Origin of the sequence: Pseudomonas sp. NFR02, assembly GCF_900119375.1 — a bacterium.
GTDB lineage: Bacteria > Pseudomonadota > Gammaproteobacteria > Pseudomonadales > Pseudomonadaceae > Aquipseudomonas > Aquipseudomonas paracarnis.
The window spans coordinates 21,248-39,718 of record NZ_FPJJ01000007.1; the positions used below are offsets into that span (position 1 = coordinate 21,248).

The 18,471-nt window shown below is 59.4% G+C and carries 19 protein-coding genes and 1 other RNA gene; 11 read left to right on the plus strand and 9 right to left on the minus strand.

Translation table 11 applies throughout. The features are described from left to right. Positions 1-9: 9 nt before the first annotated feature. Positions 10-795, minus strand: a complete 786-nt coding sequence (locus tag BT199_RS19975) for a transporter substrate-binding domain-containing protein (RefSeq protein ID WP_014720423.1) — start codon at positions 793-795, stop codon at positions 10-12. Between the two features lie 256 nt (positions 796-1,051). Here BT199_RS19975 and BT199_RS19980 point away from each other — a divergent pair, with 256 nt between their 5' ends. The 6 genes from BT199_RS19980 to BT199_RS20005 all read left to right on the plus strand — a co-directional run bounded on the left by BT199_RS19980 (position 1,052) and on the right by BT199_RS20005 (position 8,324). Next, complete coding sequence (locus BT199_RS19980; protein WP_014720422.1) at positions 1,052-1,747, plus strand: FadR/GntR family transcriptional regulator; 696 nt, start codon at positions 1,052-1,054, stop codon at positions 1,745-1,747. Between the two features lie 120 nt (positions 1,748-1,867). After that, complete coding sequence (trxA, locus tag BT199_RS19985) at positions 1,868-2,197, plus strand: thioredoxin TrxA (RefSeq protein ID WP_072435338.1); 330 nt, start codon at positions 1,868-1,870, stop codon at positions 2,195-2,197. 234 nt (positions 2,198-2,431) lie between these two features. After that, entirely contained in the window at positions 2,432-3,691 is a 1,260-nt protein-coding gene (gene rho / locus BT199_RS19990) for a transcription termination factor Rho (RefSeq protein WP_003176825.1), read from the plus strand. A 156-nt stretch (positions 3,692-3,847) separates the two neighbouring features. Then, positions 3,848-5,830, plus strand: coding sequence for an acyltransferase family protein (locus BT199_RS19995; RefSeq protein WP_072435339.1), 1,983 nt, complete (start codon positions 3,848-3,850; stop codon positions 5,828-5,830). A 59-nt stretch (positions 5,831-5,889) separates the two neighbouring features. Next, positions 5,890-7,356, plus strand: coding sequence for a 4-hydroxy-3-polyprenylbenzoate decarboxylase (ubiD, locus tag BT199_RS20000; RefSeq protein ID WP_003195329.1), 1,467 nt, complete (start codon positions 5,890-5,892; stop codon positions 7,354-7,356). Continuing rightward, positions 7,356-8,324 (plus strand): CDP-6-deoxy-delta-3,4-glucoseen reductase, encoded by a 969-nt coding sequence (locus tag BT199_RS20005; protein ID WP_003195327.1) that lies wholly within the window; start codon positions 7,356-7,358, stop codon positions 8,322-8,324. Before ubiD ends, BT199_RS20005 begins: the two co-directional genes overlap by 1 nt. A 60-nt stretch (positions 8,325-8,384) precedes the next feature. Here the strand turns inward: BT199_RS20005 and BT199_RS20010 are convergent, their stop codons facing one another. Next, a complete protein-coding gene (locus BT199_RS20010) occupies positions 8,385-8,867 on the minus strand; it encodes a serine/threonine-protein phosphatase 2A activator family protein (RefSeq protein ID WP_014720418.1) in 483 nt (160 codons plus the stop codon). A gap of 327 nt (positions 8,868-9,194) precedes the next feature. Here BT199_RS20010 and BT199_RS20015 point away from each other — a divergent pair, with 327 nt between their 5' ends. Together BT199_RS20015 and BT199_RS20020 are read left to right on the plus strand one after the other, a co-directional pair. After that, a complete protein-coding gene (locus tag BT199_RS20015; protein WP_072435340.1) occupies positions 9,195-11,582 on the plus strand; it encodes a TonB-dependent receptor plug domain-containing protein in 2,388 nt (795 codons plus the stop codon). Positions 11,583-11,609: 27 nt separating this feature from the next. Beyond that, on the plus strand, positions 11,610-12,263 hold the full coding sequence (locus BT199_RS20020; RefSeq protein WP_014720416.1) for a gamma-glutamylcyclotransferase: 654 nt from the start codon (positions 11,610-11,612) through the stop codon (positions 12,261-12,263). Here BT199_RS20020 and glpT read toward each other — a convergent pair. Further along, positions 12,260-13,597, minus strand: a complete 1,338-nt coding sequence (glpT, locus tag BT199_RS20025) for a glycerol-3-phosphate transporter (RefSeq protein WP_014720415.1) — start codon at positions 13,595-13,597, stop codon at positions 12,260-12,262. The two genes, BT199_RS20020 and glpT, sit on opposite strands and share 4 nt — an antisense overlap. A 291-nt stretch (positions 13,598-13,888) precedes the next feature. Continuing rightward, the gene (locus BT199_RS20030; protein ID WP_014720414.1) at positions 13,889-14,866 is read right to left on the minus strand and encodes an NADPH:quinone oxidoreductase family protein; all 978 of its coding nucleotides are present in this window, start codon (positions 14,864-14,866) and stop codon (positions 13,889-13,891) included. Positions 14,867-15,016: 150 nt separating this feature from the next. Here BT199_RS20030 and BT199_RS20035 point away from each other — a divergent pair, with 150 nt between their 5' ends. After that, positions 15,017-15,424 carry a flagellar basal body-associated protein FliL gene (locus BT199_RS20035; RefSeq protein ID WP_014720413.1) on the plus strand — a complete coding sequence of 136 codons (408 nt, stop codon included), beginning with the start codon at positions 15,017-15,019 and terminating at the stop codon, positions 15,422-15,424. A gap of 115 nt (positions 15,425-15,539) precedes the next feature. On the opposite strand, the gene BT199_RS20040 is transcribed toward BT199_RS20035, so the two are convergent. Further along, positions 15,540-15,989 carry an EVE domain-containing protein gene (locus BT199_RS20040; protein WP_014720412.1) on the minus strand — a complete coding sequence of 150 codons (450 nt, stop codon included), beginning with the start codon at positions 15,987-15,989 and terminating at the stop codon, positions 15,540-15,542. Positions 15,990-16,184: 195 nt separating this feature from the next. Here BT199_RS20040 and BT199_RS27270 point away from each other — a divergent pair, with 195 nt between their 5' ends. Next, positions 16,185-16,334 carry a hypothetical protein gene (locus BT199_RS27270; RefSeq protein ID WP_010207387.1) on the plus strand — a complete coding sequence of 50 codons (150 nt, stop codon included), beginning with the start codon at positions 16,185-16,187 and terminating at the stop codon, positions 16,332-16,334. 9 nt (positions 16,335-16,343) lie between these two features. On the opposite strand, the gene BT199_RS20045 is transcribed toward BT199_RS27270, so the two are convergent. The 4 genes from BT199_RS20045 to BT199_RS20060 all read right to left on the minus strand — a co-directional run bounded on the left by BT199_RS20045 (position 16,344) and on the right by BT199_RS20060 (position 17,767). Then, complete coding sequence (locus tag BT199_RS20045) at positions 16,344-16,976, minus strand: 5-formyltetrahydrofolate cyclo-ligase (RefSeq protein ID WP_014720411.1); 633 nt, start codon at positions 16,974-16,976, stop codon at positions 16,344-16,346. A 58-nt stretch (positions 16,977-17,034) separates the two neighbouring features. After that, positions 17,035-17,213: non-coding RNA, 6S RNA (gene ssrS, locus BT199_RS20050), on the minus strand. A 30-nt stretch (positions 17,214-17,243) separates the two neighbouring features. Beyond that, positions 17,244-17,561 (minus strand): cell division protein ZapA, encoded by a 318-nt coding sequence (locus BT199_RS20055; protein WP_014720410.1) that lies wholly within the window; start codon positions 17,559-17,561, stop codon positions 17,244-17,246. Further along, the gene (locus tag BT199_RS20060; RefSeq protein ID WP_072435341.1) at positions 17,558-17,767 is read right to left on the minus strand and encodes a TIGR02449 family protein; all 210 of its coding nucleotides are present in this window, start codon (positions 17,765-17,767) and stop codon (positions 17,558-17,560) included. The genes BT199_RS20055 and BT199_RS20060 overlap by 4 nt, the downstream gene beginning before the upstream one ends. A gap of 138 nt (positions 17,768-17,905) precedes the next feature. Here BT199_RS20060 and BT199_RS20065 point away from each other — a divergent pair, with 138 nt between their 5' ends. Further along, positions 17,906-18,463 (plus strand): YecA/YgfB family protein, encoded by a 558-nt coding sequence (locus BT199_RS20065; RefSeq protein ID WP_014720409.1) that lies wholly within the window; start codon positions 17,906-17,908, stop codon positions 18,461-18,463. Positions 18,464-18,471 lie beyond the last annotated feature (8 nt).

Genomic DNA, 18,471 nt, shown 5'->3' on the forward strand with positions numbered 1-18,471 from the left:
AGCTCCGCGTCAGAGGTCGGCAGGCAGCGGTTCTTTGAGCCACTGCATCGCGTTTTTCCCAAGGCTGCCGTCAGCCTTGGCTGCCACCAGGATCTGGTTGACCTTTTCCAGCAGCGCCGGCTCGTTCTTGTTCACGCCTACGTACACCGGCGAATCCTTGAGTTTCACCTTCAGTGCCGGTACGCGCTTGGGGTTGCGTTCGCTGATGGCCACCATGACCACGTTGCCACTGGCGATCAGGTCGACCTGGCCGGCCAGGTAGGCGGCGATGGTGGAGTTGTTGTCTTCAAAACGCTTGATCGTGGCTTCCTTGGGCGCTACCGCGGTCAGCTCGATGTCTTCGATGGCGCCACGGGTCACGCTGATGGTCTTGCCCTTGAGGTCGTCGAGGCTGGCGATGGCGGCATCAGGCGGCCCAAACACGGCAAGGTAGAACGGCGCGTAGGCGTTGGAGAAGTCGATGACCTTTGCGCGCTCGGGGTTCTTGCCCAGGCTGGAAATAACCAGGTCGACTTTGCCAGTGGTGAGGAACGGTATGCGGTTGGTGCTGTTGACCGGCGTCAGTTCCAGCTTGACCTTGAGTTGGTCGGCCAGCAGCTTGGCGGTGTCGATGTCCAGGCCCCGGGGTTGCATGTCAGGGCCGACCGAACCAAACGGCGGGAAGTCCTGGGGGACGGCAACCTTCAGGGTGCCACGGGCGACGATGTCATCCAGACCACTCGCCTGGGCGGGTGCCTGGCTCAGCATCAGGCTGGCAAACAGGGCAGTGAGCAGGGCGCTGTAGCGCTTGGTCATGGCAACTCTCCGAAAAAGGCGAAGGAATTTTCTGAGTTTGCCCAGTGCACAGCCCATGCCAGCACCGTTCGGATCGTCTGCAAGGCTGATGTTTGTTGAGGTGCAGTGGTCTTACTGGTCTGAACAGTGGTCAGGTTTCCCGCACCCTTTTCGAGCGTTTGCAAAAAGCCGCGAGCGCCTTTGGGGCGTGGCTTGCAGCCAGCTATGAATAGTTTTACAACGGGTCACACACGCTATCGGGAACCCTGAGCTTTTTATGAATTCCATTGCCCAAGCCGTACCGGAAGCGGCCTTGCAGGCCATCCGCAAACTGATCAAGGAGCAAGGCTTTGGGCCGGGCGACGCGCTGCCATCCCAGCGCGACCTGGCCCTGCAATTGGGGGTGAGCCGGGCGTCGTTGCGTGAGGCGCTGTCGTCCCTCAGCGCTTTGGGCGTGGTCAACGTGCAGCCGGGCAAGGGCGTGTTCGTGCAGGACGTGCAAGAGGCACCGGGGTTCGCCTGGCCCTTCGCGGCGCAGGCCACGCCGCCGGATATCTTCCAGCTGCGCTACGCCTTGGAGGGGTTTGCGGCGGGGTTGGCAGCAGTGACACTGACCCTCGATGCACTGGACAGCCTGCAAGACAACGTCCAAGCCATGCGCAAAGTGCTCAAGGCGGGCGACTTCGAAGCGGCCGCCCGCCTGGACTTCGAATTTCATCAGCGTATTCTGCTGGCCAGCGGTAACCAGGCCATGGTGAGCATCCTGAGCGCCAGCGCCGAGGTGTTTCTGGAAAGTCAGAAGCTACCGTTCATCCGGCCGGAACGGGCCATGGAAACCTGGCAGGAACATCGCAGAATCCTGCGCGCCCTGGCCCGCCGCAACAGTACGGCGGCGCAGAAAACCATGCAGGAACATATACGTAATGCAGCGTTGCGTACGGGCATTGCGTTCATGACGCCCGCCACGCCGTGACAGAGTCATACCCACGCTCATTCAACCTCATAGCAAGACTCAATCAGACGCGGCTTCCTGAACAGGGGAAGGGCGGCTATGATGGGCAACGTTTTTTTTGCTTACAATCCGGAGACATCCATGAGCAGCGATCTTATCAAGCACGTCACCGACGCGACCTTTGAAGCCGAAGTCCTCAAGGCTGACGGCCCGGTGCTGGTTGACTACTGGGCTGAATGGTGCGGCCCTTGCAAAATGATCGCTCCGGTCCTGGACGACATTGCAACCACCTACGCAGGCAAGCTGACCATTGCCAAGCTGAACATCGACGAGAACCAGGGCACCCCGGCCAAGCATGGCGTGCGTGGTATCCCGACCCTGATGCTGTTCAAGAACGGCAATGTCGAAGCGACTAAAGTGGGTGCTCTGTCGAAGTCCCAGTTGCAAGCTTTCCTCGACGCGAGCCTCTAAGCGTCGTCAAAAAAGCCCCGCAAATTGCGGGGCTTTTTCGTAAAACAGGGCTAGACGCTCCGAAATCCAGGTGGTACATTCGGCCCCGCAGTGGTTTCTCCACTGCCCCCTGCAAGCCGTCGCCGACGCATTCCTTTTCGATTAGTACGCGATCCTGTCGCCTTCTCTGCGGCGCGGCCTCATTAAGCCAAAAGCTTAATTTCCCCCCTCCATAAATGATTACGTCATTCCTATATGAATCTGACTGAACTCAAGCAAAAGCCGATTACCGACCTGCTCCAACTGGCCGAAGAAATGGGCATAGAAAATATGGCCCGTTCGCGCAAGCAGGACGTGATTTTCTCCCTGCTCAAGAAGCACGCGAAAAGCGGCGAGGAAATCTCCGGTGATGGCGTGCTGGAGATTCTCCAGGACGGCTTCGGCTTCCTCCGCTCTGCAGATGCGTCCTATCTCGCCGGCCCAGATGATATCTACGTCTCGCCGAGCCAGATCCGTCGCTTCAACTTGCGCACCGGTGACACCATCGTTGGCAAGATCCGTCCTCCGAAGGAAGGCGAGCGTTACTTCGCCCTGCTCAAGGTCGACACGATCAACTTCGATCGCCCCGAGAACGCGAAAAACAAGATTCTCTTCGAGAACCTGACGCCGCTGTTCCCGACCGTGCGCATGAAGATGGAAGCCGGTAACGGCTCCACCGAAGACTTGACCGGTCGTGTGATTGACCTCTGCGCTCCAATCGGCAAAGGCCAGCGTGGCCTGATCGTCGCACCGCCGAAAGCCGGTAAAACGATCATGCTGCAGAACATTGCAGCGAACATCGCACGTAACAACCCTGAAGTTCACCTGATCGTACTGTTGATCGATGAGCGTCCGGAAGAAGTGACCGAGATGCAGCGCACCGTGCGCGGCGAAGTGGTTGCCTCGACGTTCGATGAGCCGCCAACCCGCCACGTGCAGGTTGCCGAAATGGTGATCGAGAAGGCCAAGCGCCTAGTCGAACACAAGAAAGACGTGGTGATCCTGCTCGACTCCATCACCCGTCTGGCCCGCGCCTACAACACCGTGATCCCGAGCTCCGGCAAGGTGCTGACCGGTGGTGTCGATGCCCACGCCCTGGAAAAACCAAAGCGTTTCTTCGGCGCTGCGCGCAACATCGAAGAAGGCGGCTCGCTGACCATTATCGCCACCGCGCTGGTTGAAACCGGCTCGAAGATGGACGAAGTGATCTACGAAGAGTTCAAGGGTACCGGCAACATGGAACTGCCTTTGGACCGTCGCATCGCTGAAAAGCGTGTGTTCCCTGCGATCAACATCAACCGCTCCGGCACCCGCCGCGAAGAGCTGCTGACCGCAGACGACGAACTGCAGCGTATGTGGATCCTGCGCAAGCTGCTGCACCCGATGGACGAAGTCGCTGCCATCGAGTTTCTGATCGACAAGCTGAAAACCACCAAGACCAACGACGAGTTCTTCCTGTCGATGAAACGCAAGTAATACAGCGTTTCAGGTCCAAAAAAATGGCGCCCTTAATGGGGCGCCATTTTTTTTGCGTCGAGATTCTGCGATTTTTGTGGCATAAGTATCCGTTAAGTAACAAAAATTGACGCGTGACTTCGCTCATCCCTTTCGTCGCAGACTGACCACATTCTTATGACCACCCTTGCTTACCGCAGAGACATCGATGGCCTGCGTGCCATCGCTGTCCTTGCAGTCGTGTTGTTCCACTTTGGTGTCCCTGGCATTACTGGCGGTTTTGTTGGCGTTGACGTCTTTTTCGTCATCTCGGGCTTCCTGATTACGTCAATTATCTGGCGTGAGCGTCAAGCCGGACGCTTCAGCTTCATGGACTTCTGGGCTCGCCGTGCCCGGCGTATATTGCCGGCCCTGTTTGTGATGATCGCGGCGACACTGGCAGTGGGTTGGTTTCTGTTGGCGCCCAAGGACTATGAAGAGTTGGGGCGGTCTGCGCATTATCAGGTGACTTTTACCTCGAACCTGTTGTTCTCGCGCCAGCACGGCTATTTCGATGCTTCATCAGACATCAAACCCCTGTTGCATACCTGGTCATTGGCGGTAGAAGAGCAGTTCTATATTTTCTTCCCATTGCTATTGACCTTGCTTTCCAGCCGTTTGAAGCACTGGCGCCTGGCATTGTTCGCGGTGCTGCTGGCGTCGTTTGGCATGAGCGTCTGGGCGGTTCAGCATGAGCCACAGAAAGCTTTCTTCCTGTTGCATCTACGGGCCTGGGAGCTACTGGCCGGTGCGATGCTGGCGGTGCAGCCCAAGCGTGAGTGGCGCGCGTCGCGGGCCTTGGCGCAAGGGATCAGCCTGGCTTCCCTGGCATTGATCCTCATCGCTGTGCTGGGCTACGACGCGAAAACGCCGTTCCCAGGCGCGACTGCGTTGTTGCCTGTGCTGGGTGTGGTCGGGTTGATCTGGGCCAACGGCCAGCAACAGACTTGGGTCGCTCGCCTGTTGGGCACGCGGATCATGGTGGGTATCGGGCTGATCTCTTATTCCTGGTACCTCTGGCACTGGCCGGTATTCGTGTACGCCAACTACGCCGCGGTGGATGGCTTGAGCGCGCTGGAACTGGGGGGGCTGATGCTGCTTTCGCTGGTGCTGGGCTATCTGTCCTGGCGCTTCGTGGAAACGCCGTTCCGAGAAAAACGTTTGCTGGCTTCGCGTAAGGCGATTCTGGCGTCAGCCATGGTCGGCATTCTGGGGCTGGGCTTCACTGGCCTTGCGATACGCGAAGCTGACGGCGTGCCTTCGCGCTTGTCCGAACAGGCGTTGCGTTTTGCCCAGGCCAAGAAGTGGAGCCCTGACCTGCTGGCGTGCATGGCCGACAAAGATACGCCCGATGAACGCTTGTTCTGCCATTTCGGCCCGAAAGACCAATCGGTTTCGGCGTTGGTATGGGGTGACAGTCACGCTACCGCGCTGATACCGGCACTCAAAGAGGGCGCTGATCGTCACGATATCAGCCTGGTCGAAGCCAGTTTTGCCGGCTGTATTCCCCTCGATGGCCTGGAAAATATTGCCCGCTGCGCGCATTTCAACCGGCGCGTCGAGAAGGCCATGGCCGAGCAGACGTTCAGCGATGTGGTGTTGGCCGCCCGCTGGAGCCTGTATGTGTATGGGCAAATGTCCGGTGACAAGGAGCATGCACTCAAAGATCCTGGCACCGGCCAGTATGTGCGTGCCGTCGCCGAACAACGCTTTGCCCAGGGCCTGCGCGAGCGCATTCGGGACTTGCGCGCTGCCGGCCACAAGGTCTGGTTGGTTAAGGAAGTGCCGCTGCAGGAAATCATCGTGCCTTACCGTCTCAGCCGCCTGGCCATGATGAACCGGCCCGTGGACGGTGAAGGGCTCGCCGTGGCCGAGCATGTGAAGCGCCAGGCCTTTATCACGCAGTTGTTTGATGAATTGGCGGCTGCCGACAGCGGTGTCGCGGTGCTGGACCCCGCGCCATTACTGTGCGGCGCCGATGGGTTGTGCCGGGTCGAACTCAATGGCCGCGCGTTGTATACCGACGATAACCATCTTTCGGACGTCGGCGCGCGACACATCGAAGCCTTCCTGGAACCGTTGTTCAGTTCGTTGCAATCACGTGGATTGACGGCCAATTAAGCTGCCAGCCGCCCTCAGAGCAGGTAGGATGTACGCCTATTTTACGGGTGGCATGGTTAATGAAATTCAAGGATCTTCGGGATTTCGTGCAGCAACTTGAGCAGCGCGGAGAGTTGAAACGTATCCAGATGCCGATTTCTCCGGTGCTGGAAATGACTGAGATTTGCGACCGCACCTTGCGCAACAAGGGCCCGGCGCTGTTGTTCGAAAACCCGACCGGCTTTGATATCCCGGTGCTGGGCAACCTGTTCGGTACTCCCGAGCGCGTGGCCTTTGGCATGGGCGCCGAGTCTGTCAGCGAACTGCGCGAGATCGGCAAGCTGCTGGCCTTTCTCAAGGAGCCCGAGCCGCCCAAGGGCTTGAAGGACGCCTGGTCCAAACTGCCGATCTTCCGCAAGATCATCGCCATGGCCCCCAAGGTGGTCAAGGACGCGGTCTGCCAGGAAGTGGTCATTGAAGGCGATGATGTCGACCTGGCCATGCTCCCGGTGCAAACCTGCTGGCCCGGCGACGTCGGCCCGTTGATCACCTGGGGCCTGACTGTCACCAAGGGCCCGAACAAGGATCGCCAGAACCTCGGTATCTACCGTCAGCAAGTCATTGGCCGTAACAAAGTGATCATGCGCTGGCTCAGCCACCGTGGCGGAGCCCTCGACTTCCGTGAGTGGTGCGAGAAGCATCCCGGCAAGCCGTTCCCGGTGTCCGTGGCCCTGGGTGCCGACCCGGCGACCATTCTCGGTGCCGTCACTCCCGTACCTGACAGCCTCTCCGAGTACGCCTTCGCCGGCTTGTTGCGCGGTAATCGCACGGAGCTGGTGAAGTGCCGCGGTAACGACCTGCAAGTGCCGGCTACCGCCGAAATCATCCTTGAAGGCGTGATTCACCCAGGTGAAATGGCCGATGAAGGCCCGTACGGCGACCACACCGGTTACTACAACGAAGTCGACAGCTTTCCGGTGTTCACCGTCGAGCGCATCACCCATCGGGTCAAGCCGATCTACCACAGTACCTACACAGGCCGTCCGCCCGATGAGCCGGCCATCCTCGGTGTGGCGCTCAACGAAGTGTTCGTGCCGATCCTGCAAAAGCAATTCCCTGAGATCACCGACTTCTACCTGCCGCCCGAGGGCTGTTCGTATCGCATGGCCATCGTCACCATGAAGAAGTCGTATCCGGGGCATGCCAAGCGGGTAATGCTCGGTGTGTGGTCGTTTTTGCGACAGTTCATGTACACCAAGTTCGTTATCGTCACCGACGACGACATCAATGCCCGGGACTGGAACGACGTGATCTGGGCCATCACCACGCGCATGGATCCCAAGCGCGACACGGTGATGATCGACAACACGCCTATCGACTACCTCGACTTCGCGTCGCCGGTATCGGGCCTTGGCTCAAAGATGGGCCTGGATGCCACGCACAAATGGCCGGGCGAAACCACGCGTGAGTGGGGCCGGGTGATCGTCAAGGATGAAGCCGTCACGGCGCGGGTCGATGCGATCTGGAAAGAATTGGGAATAGATTGATGCGTGTAACCCTGCAACCTTCCGGTGCTGTGCTGGAACTGGCCCCTGGCGAGCGAATCCTCGAGGGCGCCCGTCGCCTGGGCTATGAGTGCCCTCAGGCCTGTCGCAATGGCGTGTGCCATGTCTGCGCGGCGTTGCTGGTGGAGGGCCGGGTACGCCAAGCCGGGGAAGTGCGCGATCATGGTGAGTTCTACACCTGCATCGCCGAGCCCCTGGAAGACTGCATTGTGTTGTGGGATGGCGTACTGGCGCCAGGAGAGTTGCCGTTGCGCAAATTGTCATGCCAATTGATCGAGTGCGTGGAAGTCGGCGGCGATGTCTGGCGTGTGCGCCTGCGCGCCCCGGCCGGTAAGGCGGTGCGTTACCACGCCGGGCAATACTTGATGCTCGAACGGGAGAACGGCGAAAAGTCGGCGTTTTCTCTGGCTTCTGCGCCCCATGCCGGGCGTGAGTTGGAGCTGCATGTGCTGGTGCGCGAAGACAGTGCGCGCAACCTGATCGAACAATTGCAGCGCAACCAGATGGCTCGTGTGGAACTGCCGTTCGGTGACACCCACCTGGCCGAGTTGCCGGACGGGCCGCTGGTGCTGATGGCCGCCGGTACCGGTATGGCGCAGATGCACAGCCTGATCGAGCACTGCCGCGCTTCGGGTTTCAAGCACCCGGTGCACCTGTATTGGGGCGTACGGCGCCCGGAAGATTTCTACCAGATCGAGCACTGGGATCAGTGGCTGCAATTGCCCAATCTGTTCCTGCACAAAGTGGTCAGCGACCTGTGTGGCTGGGAAGGGCGCTGCGGTTTGCTGCATGAGGTGGTGTGCGAAGACATTGCCGACCTCAACACGGTACATGTCTACGCCAGCGGCTCACCGGCGATGATTTATGGCACCTTGGATGCATTGGTCGACGCCGGTATGGATGCTCACCGGATGCGCGCTGACGTGTTTGCCTACGCCCCAAGGCCCTAACACCTTGCGCTGAATAAGGTGGGAGCAGGCAAGCCAGCTCCCACCCGCGACCGTGCTGTGTCAGAAGCGCACTCCAGTCGTCACCATTGCCGCGTTGAACCCGAGCAATACCAGCTCAGCCGCCACCGGCCCGTAATGCGTTCCCACCGATGGAATGATCACTGGCGCTACGCCAAAACGATTCAATGGGATCTTGTCGCGATACTCGCCGCGATAGCCCTGGATCAGCCCACCGGTCAACTTCGCATACACCGGATAGTCGGCCATGTCATAGCGCTTGCCCGCATAGGCGTAGTACGAGCGTTGGCGGAACGAGTTGCGAAAGGTCACCCCGCCATACACCAGGCCCGACGCCTCATTGCGCTCCAGGCCGATCAAGTCCTGCTTGTTGTTGTGTTGCGGGTCGGGTGCAAAGTGCCGGGTGTAGATGCTGGTCTGGGCGTACCAGAAGCCTTTGTCGTCAGTGACCGTTGGCGTTTCGCTAGCCAGTGCTGTGGTGGCCTGGGCAAGCAATAGCAGGCCAGGCAATCGAAATTTTTTCATGGGCGACCTCGGTAGTCGATTTGATGAACGGCTAAGTGGGTCGTTATAGGCGCGTCAGTTTGACGGCTTGGCACCCGCCCAGGCTGAACCGGGGCTGAAAGTACCGGGATTAGCCGCGTGGATCCTGACGAATGGGCGAGTGTGCTTATGCTTTCGCTTATTCTTTTAAGGTATTTATTCTGGTTGATGAATATCTTTAAGCTATATCGCAACGGACTACCGACTTCATCGACCATAACCAGATACTGACCGCCACCGCCCGCCAGCCGGATCGATCGTACGAACTTCGCGCATTGCAGTTCTATTTTTGATTCAAAGGGGAGCGGTATGGGCAGCTACAGGAAACACGCGCTATGCACGGCGATTTTGTCGGCAAATTTGCTGACGGTTGTGGGATTCAATCCAGTTCTTGCAGACGAAACATCTGCGGTTGATGCACCTAAACTCGACACCGTGATCGTCACCGGCACCCGCGCCCAAGAGCGCACCGCCAGTGCATCGCTGTCGCCAATCGACGTAATCTCCGGTGAAACCCTGCGCAGCACCGGCTCCGATGAGCTGGGTGCCGTATTAGCGCGCCTGATTCCGTCGATCAACTTCCCCCGACCAAGCCTGGTGGACGGCGCCGAACTCGTGCGTCCGGCGCAGTTGCGCGGCTTGTCGCCGGACCAGGTATTGGTACTGGTCAACGGCAAGCGTCGCCATACCAGTGCCTTCGTCAATCTGGGCGGTGCGGTTGGGCGCGGTTCGGCTCCGGCAGACTTGAATGCCATCCCGCTGTCGGCGGTGGACCATATCGAGGTGCTGCGCGACGGCGCTTCTGCCCGTTACGGCTCCGATGCGATCGCCGGGGTGATCAACGTGATCCTCAAGCACGCCGACCATGGCGGCTCGGTTTCCAGCAAGTTTGGCGAGTACAAAAAGGGTGACGGCATCCAGCGTAATGTCAGCGGTAATACGGGCCTGGCATTGGGCGACAATGGCTTTATCAACCTGTCTGCCGAAGGCGCCGACAACGATTACACCAACCGCGCCGGCAACGACTACCGCCCCGGCAGCATCGGCTCTACTACTTACGGCCAGCGTGTGTTCCGCCAAGGTGAGCCGGCCACCAATGAAGGCAAATTCCAGTTCAACTCGGAGTATGCCTTCAACGACGCCGCCGAGTTCTACACCTTCGGTGGCTACAGCAAGCGGCGCGGTGAAACGGCAGCCTTCTACCGGGCAAGCAACGCGTCCAACAACATCAAGGCGCTCAACCCCAACGGCTACCTGCCACTGATCAAAGGCAACCTGGAAGACACCTCGCTGGTAGTGGGCTTGCGCGGCCTGCTGGCCTACGACTGGCATTACGACTTGTCGGCCAACTACGGCAAGAACCAGTACGAATTGGGGACTGAAACCATCAACACCTCACTGGGCCTCGCGACGCCGCGTAAATTCAATAACGGCACACTGAGCAACGATCAGAAGCAAGTCAGCCTGGACCTGTCCCGTGAATTCGATGTGGGCTTTCTTCCGTATCCGGTCTCTGTGGCGTTCGGCGGTGAGTACCTGCATCAGGGCTATGAAATCGAGGCGGGCGAGCCCGCGTCCTATTACCAGACCGGCAGCTCCGGCCTGGGTGGTTTCCGCGATGCCGATGCCGGTACCAGCACGCGGCATAACTGGGCGCAGTACCTGGACCTGGAAACCAACTTCACCGAAAAGCTCAGCGCCTCGGCTGCCGTGCGCCATGAGGATTACAGTGACTTTGGTTCCAACGTCAGCGGCTCGCTGTCGGCCCGCTATGACTTCACCCCCCAGGTGGCCGTGCGCGGCAGCATCTCCAACGGTTTCCGTGCGCCGTCCCTGGCCCAGCAGAATTTTGCCTACACCTCATCGCAGTTGATCGGTAGCACCATCCAGGAAGCCGGCACTTTCCCGGCCAACAGTCAGGTCGCGCGCCTGCTGGGTGCCGAAGACCTCAAGGCCGAAAAGTCGCGCAACTACAGCCTCGGCCTGGTGCTCGAGCCGGCCGATGACCTGACCGTCACGCTCGATGTGTACCGCATCGACATCCGCGACCGCATCAGCCTGTCGTCCAACCTCAATCTCAACCCGGCCACGGTGGCCTACCTGCAAGCCAATGGCGTCGGCAATATCAACTACACCACGGCCCGTTACTTTACCAACGCCACGGACACCAGCACCGATGGCGTCGATCTGGTAGCCAACTATCGCTACCAGCTCGATAACGGCATTCGCTGGAACAGTACCGTGGGCTACAACTACAACCACACCAAAGTCACCGACGTGAAAGCCAACCCCGCGATTCTCGACAGCCTGGGGGCCAACCTGGTGCGGGTGGACCGCCGCGAGCGTATCGGTTTGCTGGGCGATACCACGCCCCAGCACAAGCTGAGCCTGGGCAATGACTTCACCTTCGGTAATTGGGCGCTGCACACTAACCTGGTGCGCTATGGTGAGTTCACCAGTTATCAGACGGACAAGGTCAACGATCAGACCTTCAAGGCCGCCTGGGTGCTGGACCTGTCGGCGGATTACAAGTTGAAGAACTGGACCTTCACCCTGGGTGGCGACAACGTCACCGATAAGTACCCGGAGAAGGTTAACGCCTTCGCCAGCAGCGGCGGCAACCTCGCCTACAGCACTTTTTCGCCGTACGGTTACAGCGGCGCGTTCTATTACGGTAAAGTCGCTTACAACTGGTAACACACAGGAGGCGCACCGCTTTTCGCCATGACCGCCATTGAAACCGATCTTCTGCAATTGGCTTACCCTCCGCGGCTCGATCTGGGGCCGCAACTCACTCACGAACAATTGATGAGCTCGATGCAAGCCACCATGGCTCGGCACAAGGGTGGGCCGGTGTGGCTGTTTGCGTATGGTTCGCTGATCTGGCGCCCTGAATGCTCGTCGACCGAGCGGGTACGTGCACGGGTTCACGGTTATCACCGTGGCTTGTATTTGTGGTCACACGAGCATCGCGGTACGCCGGAGCTGCCGGGGCTGGTGTTTGGGTTGGATCGCGGTGGTTCCTGCAGCGGGTTTGCCTACCGCTTGCCGGAGGACCAGTTGGAGGCCTCGCTTTACGCCCTGTGGCAGCGTGAGATGCCTTACCCCTCGTACCGGCCGCACTGGCTCAGTTGCCGATTGGAAGATGGCAGCACCGTCCAGGCGTTGGGGTTTGTGTTGGAGCGGCATTTGCCCAGCTATGCCGGCAACTTGCCCGATATCGTGCTTAATCATGTACTGCAAAGCGCTTGCGGGCGTTACGGTACGACTCGCGATTATGTCGAGCAGACCGTGAACGCCCTGCGTAGCCACGCCATGCCAGATAAAAACCTGGAGGCGCGGCTCAAGCGTTGTGCCAAGGATTGCCTGGGCGGTTAACGCGCCGAGCTGACACTGTTGGTGTGCCACAGCGTAGGGATCAGGAACGCGATCGCCAGTACGCAGGCGCTGATCAGCAGTACAAAGCCGCCGTCCCAGCCGAAATGGTCAACCGTATAGCCCATGGCGGCACTTGCCGCTACCGAACCGCCCAGGTAACCGAACAAGCCGGTGAAGCCCGCTGCGGTACCGGCGGCCTTCTTCGGAGCCAGTTCCAGTGCCTGCAGGCCGATCAGCATCACCGGGCCGTAGATCAGGAAGCCGATGGAGAACAGCGCAATCATGTCGATCATCGGATTGCCCGGCGGGTTGAGCCAGTAAACCAGGGTTGCCACTGTCACCAGGGCCATGAACACGATGCCGGTCAGGCCGCGGTTGCCACGGAAGATCTTGTCCGACATCCAGCCGCATAGCAGCGTGCCCGGGATACCTGCCCACTCGTAGAAGAAGTACGCCCAGGACGACTTATCGACCGTGAAGTGCTTGGCTTCTTTCAAGTAGGTCGGCGCCCAGTCCAGTACGCCGTAACGCAACAGATAGACGAACACGTTGGCGAAGGCGATGTACCAGAGCATTTTGTTGCGCAGCACGTACTTGACGAAGATTTCCTTGGCGCTGAATTCGTCTTCGTGGCTGGCGTCGTAACCTTCCGGATAGTCGTTCTTGTACTGCTCGATAGGCGGCAGGCCCACCGATTGCGGGGTGTCGCGCATGGTGATGAAGGCAAACGCCGCCACCGCCAGGGCCACGGTGGCCGGCACGTAGAACGCCGCATGCCAGTCGTTGAACCACGCCATGCCGAGCAGGAACAGCGGGCCGATCAAGCCACCCCCGACGTTATGCGCCACGTTCCACACGGACACCACGCCGCCGCGTTCTTTCTGCGACCACCAGTGCACCATGGTCCGCCCACTTGGCGGCCAGCCCATGCCCTGGGCCCAGCCGTTGATGAACAGCAAAATGAACATCATGGTCACGCTGGAGGTTGCCCAAGGCGCGAAACCGAAAATGAACATCACCCCCGCCGAAACCAGCAGGCCGAAGGGCAGGAAGTAACGTGGGTTGGAGCGGTCGGACACCAGGCCCATCAGGAACTTGGACAAGCCGTAGGCAATCGCGATCGCCGACATTGCCAGGCCCAGTTCACCACGGGTGTAACCCTCGTCGATCAGGTAGGGCATGGCCAGGGAGAAGTTTTTACGCAGCAGGTAGTAGCCGGCGTAACCAAAGAAAATACCCGCGAAGATCTGCCAGCGCAGCCGTCGGTAGGTACTGTCTATTTTTTCTTCAGGCAGGGGCGCCTGGTGTGCGGCAGGACGAAAGAAAGCAAACATTCAAGAGCTCCAAATTTCTTGTTTTGACTGCGGATGCGAATGTTACAGTTTCGTTACCGAAAATAGCATCGCCTCTTATCCGCAAACACAGGAAACGAGAGCAATTGCATGTTCTTTTACGAACATGTCGCCTATAGATAAGTGATGGTCGTGGTTAGGTCCTAAGACCGCGAAGTAACTACTGTGGGAGCTGGCTTGCCTGCGATAGCGGTGGGTCAGCTTCATCTGTAGCAGCTGACCCACCGCTATCGCAGGCAAGCCAGCTCCCACATGGATTGCATTTCAGGTGTGTTATCGGGTTTGGACAACTATTTTACCCACCGCCTTGCGCTGTCCCAGATCATTGATCGCCTGGGCGGCCTGTTCCAGCGGATACACCTGCGACACCAACGGCTTGAGCTTGCCCTCGCCATACCAGGTGAACAGCTGCTGGAAATTCGCTGCATTGTCCTGCGGTTGGCGCTGGGCAAACGAACCCCAGAACACCCCGACCACCGCTGCGCCCTTGAGCAACGCCAGGTTCACCGGCAGTTCAGGAATACGCCCGCTGGCGAAACCCACCACCAACAGGCGCCCATTCCAGGCGATCGAACGAATGGCCTGGTCAAACAGGTCACCCCCCACCGGGTCGTAAATCACGTCAGCGCCATTGCCATCGGTCAGGCGCTTGACCTCATCCTTGAGGCTGGCTTCGCTGTAGTTGATCAGCTCATCGGCGCCGGCCGCCTTGGCCACTGCGAGCTTGTCGGCGCTGCTGGCGGCGGCAATCACCCGGGCGCCCATGGCCTTGCCGATCTCCACGGCGGCCAGGCCCACGCCGCCGGACGCGCCAAGCACCAGCAGGGTCTCGCCAGGTTGCAGGTTGGCGCGTTGTTTCAGCGCATGCATGGAGGTGCCGTAGGTCATGCTGAAGGCGGCGGCGGTGTTGAAATCCATGCTCGGCGGGATCGGCAGCACGTTATAGCCGGGCACCGCGACCTGCTCGGCAAAGCTGCCCCAGCCGGTCAGCGCCATCACACGGTCACCGACTTTCAGATGGCTGACTTTCTCACCCACTTCACTGACCACGCCTGCCGCTTCACCACCGGGTGAGAACGGAAAGGGCGGCTTGAACTGGTATTTGCCTTCGATGATCAGCGTGTCCGGGAAATTCACCCCGGCCGCGTGCACATCCAACAGGATTTCGTTCTTCTTGATCGCGGGGCCGGCGATCTCTTCCAGCACCAGGGTTTCGGCGGGGCCGAAGGCTTTGCACAGCACAGCTTTCATCGGACTATTCCTTTTGGCGTCGTGGCCGATAAGTGTAGGAGGGTACGCCCGTGGGTCAACGAGCATGCCCGCGCCTGATAAGCCCCCATAAGCTTGTGCTCAGCCTTGCTAGCGTTATGCTACCCGGCAACCGAATTCGAGGAATGAACTGTGAAAGCGTGGATCCTGTTGATGCTGGCCCTGACCTTGCCGATGGCAGCCCAGGCCGAAGAGGCCAAAGAGGGCGAGGCGCCGAAGGTCAGCTATATCAGCCTGAGCCCGCCGTTCGTGGGCAATTACGGCCTGGATGGCACCGCCAAGCTCAAGGTCTACAAAGCCGACATTGCACTGCGCGTGACGGGTGATGAGGCGGCGAAGTTGGTCAAGGCCAACGACCCGTTGATTCGCAACCAACTGGTGGCGCTGTTTACCCAGCAGACCAACGAGACCATGAGCAGTGTGGAAGGCAAGGAAAAGCTGCGTCAGGAAGCGTTGAAGCAAACGCAGCAGGTGATGAATGATGAAACCGGCAAGCCAGTGGTAGAAGACCTGCTGTTCAACAACCTGATCATCCAGTAAGTCGCTGCGCGACTATCGCGGGCAAGCCCGCTCCCAGAGGGGTTCGCATTTCCAGTGTGGGAGCGGGCTTGCCCGCGAAGAGGCCCTGACAGGCACCGCAAGAAGCCAGTTTCAATTAAAGCAACTGGAGGACCGCTGCCCACTGCTCCGGTGTGACCGCCATGACCGAAAGCCGACTGCCCTTTTGCACCAGCGGCATTTCAGCCAGTGCAGTTTGCTGTTTTAGATAGCCGAGCCCCAGCACCTTGGAGAAGGTTTGCACATGTGCGACATCGATCGCGCTCCACGGGTTTTTCTCCGGGGTGGCCTTGGCGTCGAAATAGTGGCTTTCTGGTTCCAGCGCAGTGGGGTCCGGATAGGCGGCCCGGATGATTTTGCCGATGCCGGCAATCCCTGGCTCCGGGCAACTGGAGTGATAGAAAAAAAACTCGTCGCCCACGGCCATGGCGCGCAAAAAGTTGCGCGCCTGATAGTTGCGTACCCCGTCCCAGCGCGCTTCGCCGAGCTTTTCCAGGCCGTTGATGGAGAGTTCGTCGGGCTCGGATTTCATCAGCCAGTAGGCCATGGTTGGGCTCCTGAAAAAGGCATTGGGTAAGTTGTCGGGCAATTGCATGACAAACCGACAGTCGGTTGGCGTCAAGGTTTGCGTGTTGGTTCACGTTACCGCAGAATGCGCGCTTTTAAGCTTGACGCAGCTGCAACGGACTACTTTGGAACGTTGTTGTCATCGTGTACGAGGTGCCTGAAAGGGGGGCAATCGATGCAACGTAAGCCGGATTTACTATGGATTTTGGTTATTTTGTTTGGTCTGGGCGTCGTGACCACCGGTTATGCCCAGAGCCTGTGGTCGAACAAGACCGATGCACCGGTTGAACTGGCTCAGCAGCAGCCACAACCGTTCAAGCGTTAACTCAAGCATTCACCAAGGCGCCGCTGTTTCCAGCGGCGTTTGTGCGACATACCACTGCTTATCAGTCACCGTCCCCGCCAACGGCACATCCCAGCTTGCCTGCGCCAGGCGTTCGACTTTCTGGCATTCATGGGCCAGCCCCAGCAGCGTTGGCTTGCGCCAGCTCTGGCGGCGGGCAAGATAGGCCAGGCTGCGATCGTAGAACCCGCCGCCCATGCCCAGGCGCCCACCCACATCATCGAACCCCACCAACGGCAACAATACCAGGTCCAGCGCCCAGACTTGGCGCTGGTGATGGGCATTGACCCGTGGCTCAAGGATGCGAAAGCGGTTGGGCAACAACCTATCCCCAGGGCGTACGCGCTGGAACACCATCTTGGTGCGCGGCCAGGCGCTGAGCACCGGCAGGTAAGTGGCTTTGCCGCGACGCTGGGCCGCACGCAGCAGCAGGCGCGGATCGATTTCACCGTCCGTGGGCAGATATAAAGAGATATGTTTGGCCCGGCGAAACAGCGGGTGCTGTGCCAGTTGCCGGTACAGACCCTGAGCGGCCTGGCGCTGCTCGCTTGGCGTGAGCGCGCGGCGGGCCTTGCGCAACATGCGTCGAAGTTGCGGACGGGAAAGCGGCGCAGGTTCGGTCATGATTTTTCGGCTCATAAAACAATGCCAGTCCGGGGACTGGCATTGAGTTTGGGAATTCAGGCTCCCCGACAGAGCCGCTGTCGACTTAGCCCTTGAACCCGAAAGTTCAAGGTGGAAGAAGCAGTAGGCTTTAAGGCTTTCCGTCTAGCGGACATGCACACCAGCCCAACGTGCAACTTCCAGGGTAGTGCGAATCGGCTCAGGGACATCGCCGACTGGCAAACACGCCAGGGAGTGGGGCGAGTATACCTTAAACCTGCTCGGCAATCAGCCCTTGGGTGTGTCTGAATCGGTGGAAAGCACCAGATCCACGCGATCGAGCAGGTCACGCACCTGCTCGCGCGTCGAGCCGCTGGCCTGTACGTCAGGGCGCTCCTGCTTATGCAGCAGGTCATGGGTGATATTCAGCGCGGCCATCACGGCGATGCGGTCGGCGCCGATCACTTTGCCGCTGCTGCGGATTTCGCGCATCTTGCCGTCCAGGTAGCGGGCAGCGCTCACCAGGTTGCTGCGTTCTTCCTGGGGGCAGATGATCGAATATTCTTTGTCGAGGATCTGCACGGTAACGCTATTGCTTGAACTCATGAGTCTTGCTCCAGGGCCTTCAGGCGCGAAATCATCGATTCGACCTTACGCCGGGCGATTTCGTTTTTTTCAATGAGGTGAGCGCGTTCCTCGCGCCAGGTCTTTTCCCGAGCTAATAGGAGTCCGTTTTGACTCTTAAGTTGCTCGACCCGATCAATTAGCCGTTCGAGTCTGGCCATCAGCGCTTGCAGGTCGGTGTCTTCCATTGGGTTCCACTGGATTTGTCTGATGAATGGCAACTGCAGGATAAACGATCTGACGCCCTCGATAGTCTTGGTGCGTCTGCCGGTGCTAGGATACAGCGCTCCATTCTAGACATTGCGCCGTCTGGCGCCTAGCTCACCATGCCCATTCAGAACTCCCCGTACGATGCTTTTTCCAAACTGCTGAGCGCCAGCGGCCATCCATGCTCGCCTGCTGAACTGCACGGCGTGCTGTTGGGCCGCAGTTGCACCGGTGTCGGCTTTGATGCCGACAACTGGCTGGCCGATGTGGCCGAGCTGCTGGAAACCGAACCCACCGACAATGTGCGCAACGCATTGATCGGCCTGCAAGAAATGGTCAAGGGCGAACTGACCGGTGATGACGTCACCGTGGTCCTGCTGCTGCCCACCGACGACGCCCCGCTGGCCGATCGCGCTGCCGCGCTGGGCCAATGGTGCCAGGGTTTCCTCCACGGTTTCGGCGTGAATGCCGGCGGCCTGGAGCTGAGCACCGACGCCAAGGAAGTGCTGCAGGACCTGGCGGCCATCTCCCAGGTGCAAGATGCCCTGGAAGAATCCGAAGACGGCGAAGGCGACTACATGGAAGTCATGGAGTACCTGCGCGTCGCGCCGCTGCTGCTGTTCACCGAGACCCGCAAGTCCGCTGAGCCCGCTGCTCCCAAGCCGTCGTTGCACTGAGAAAGGAC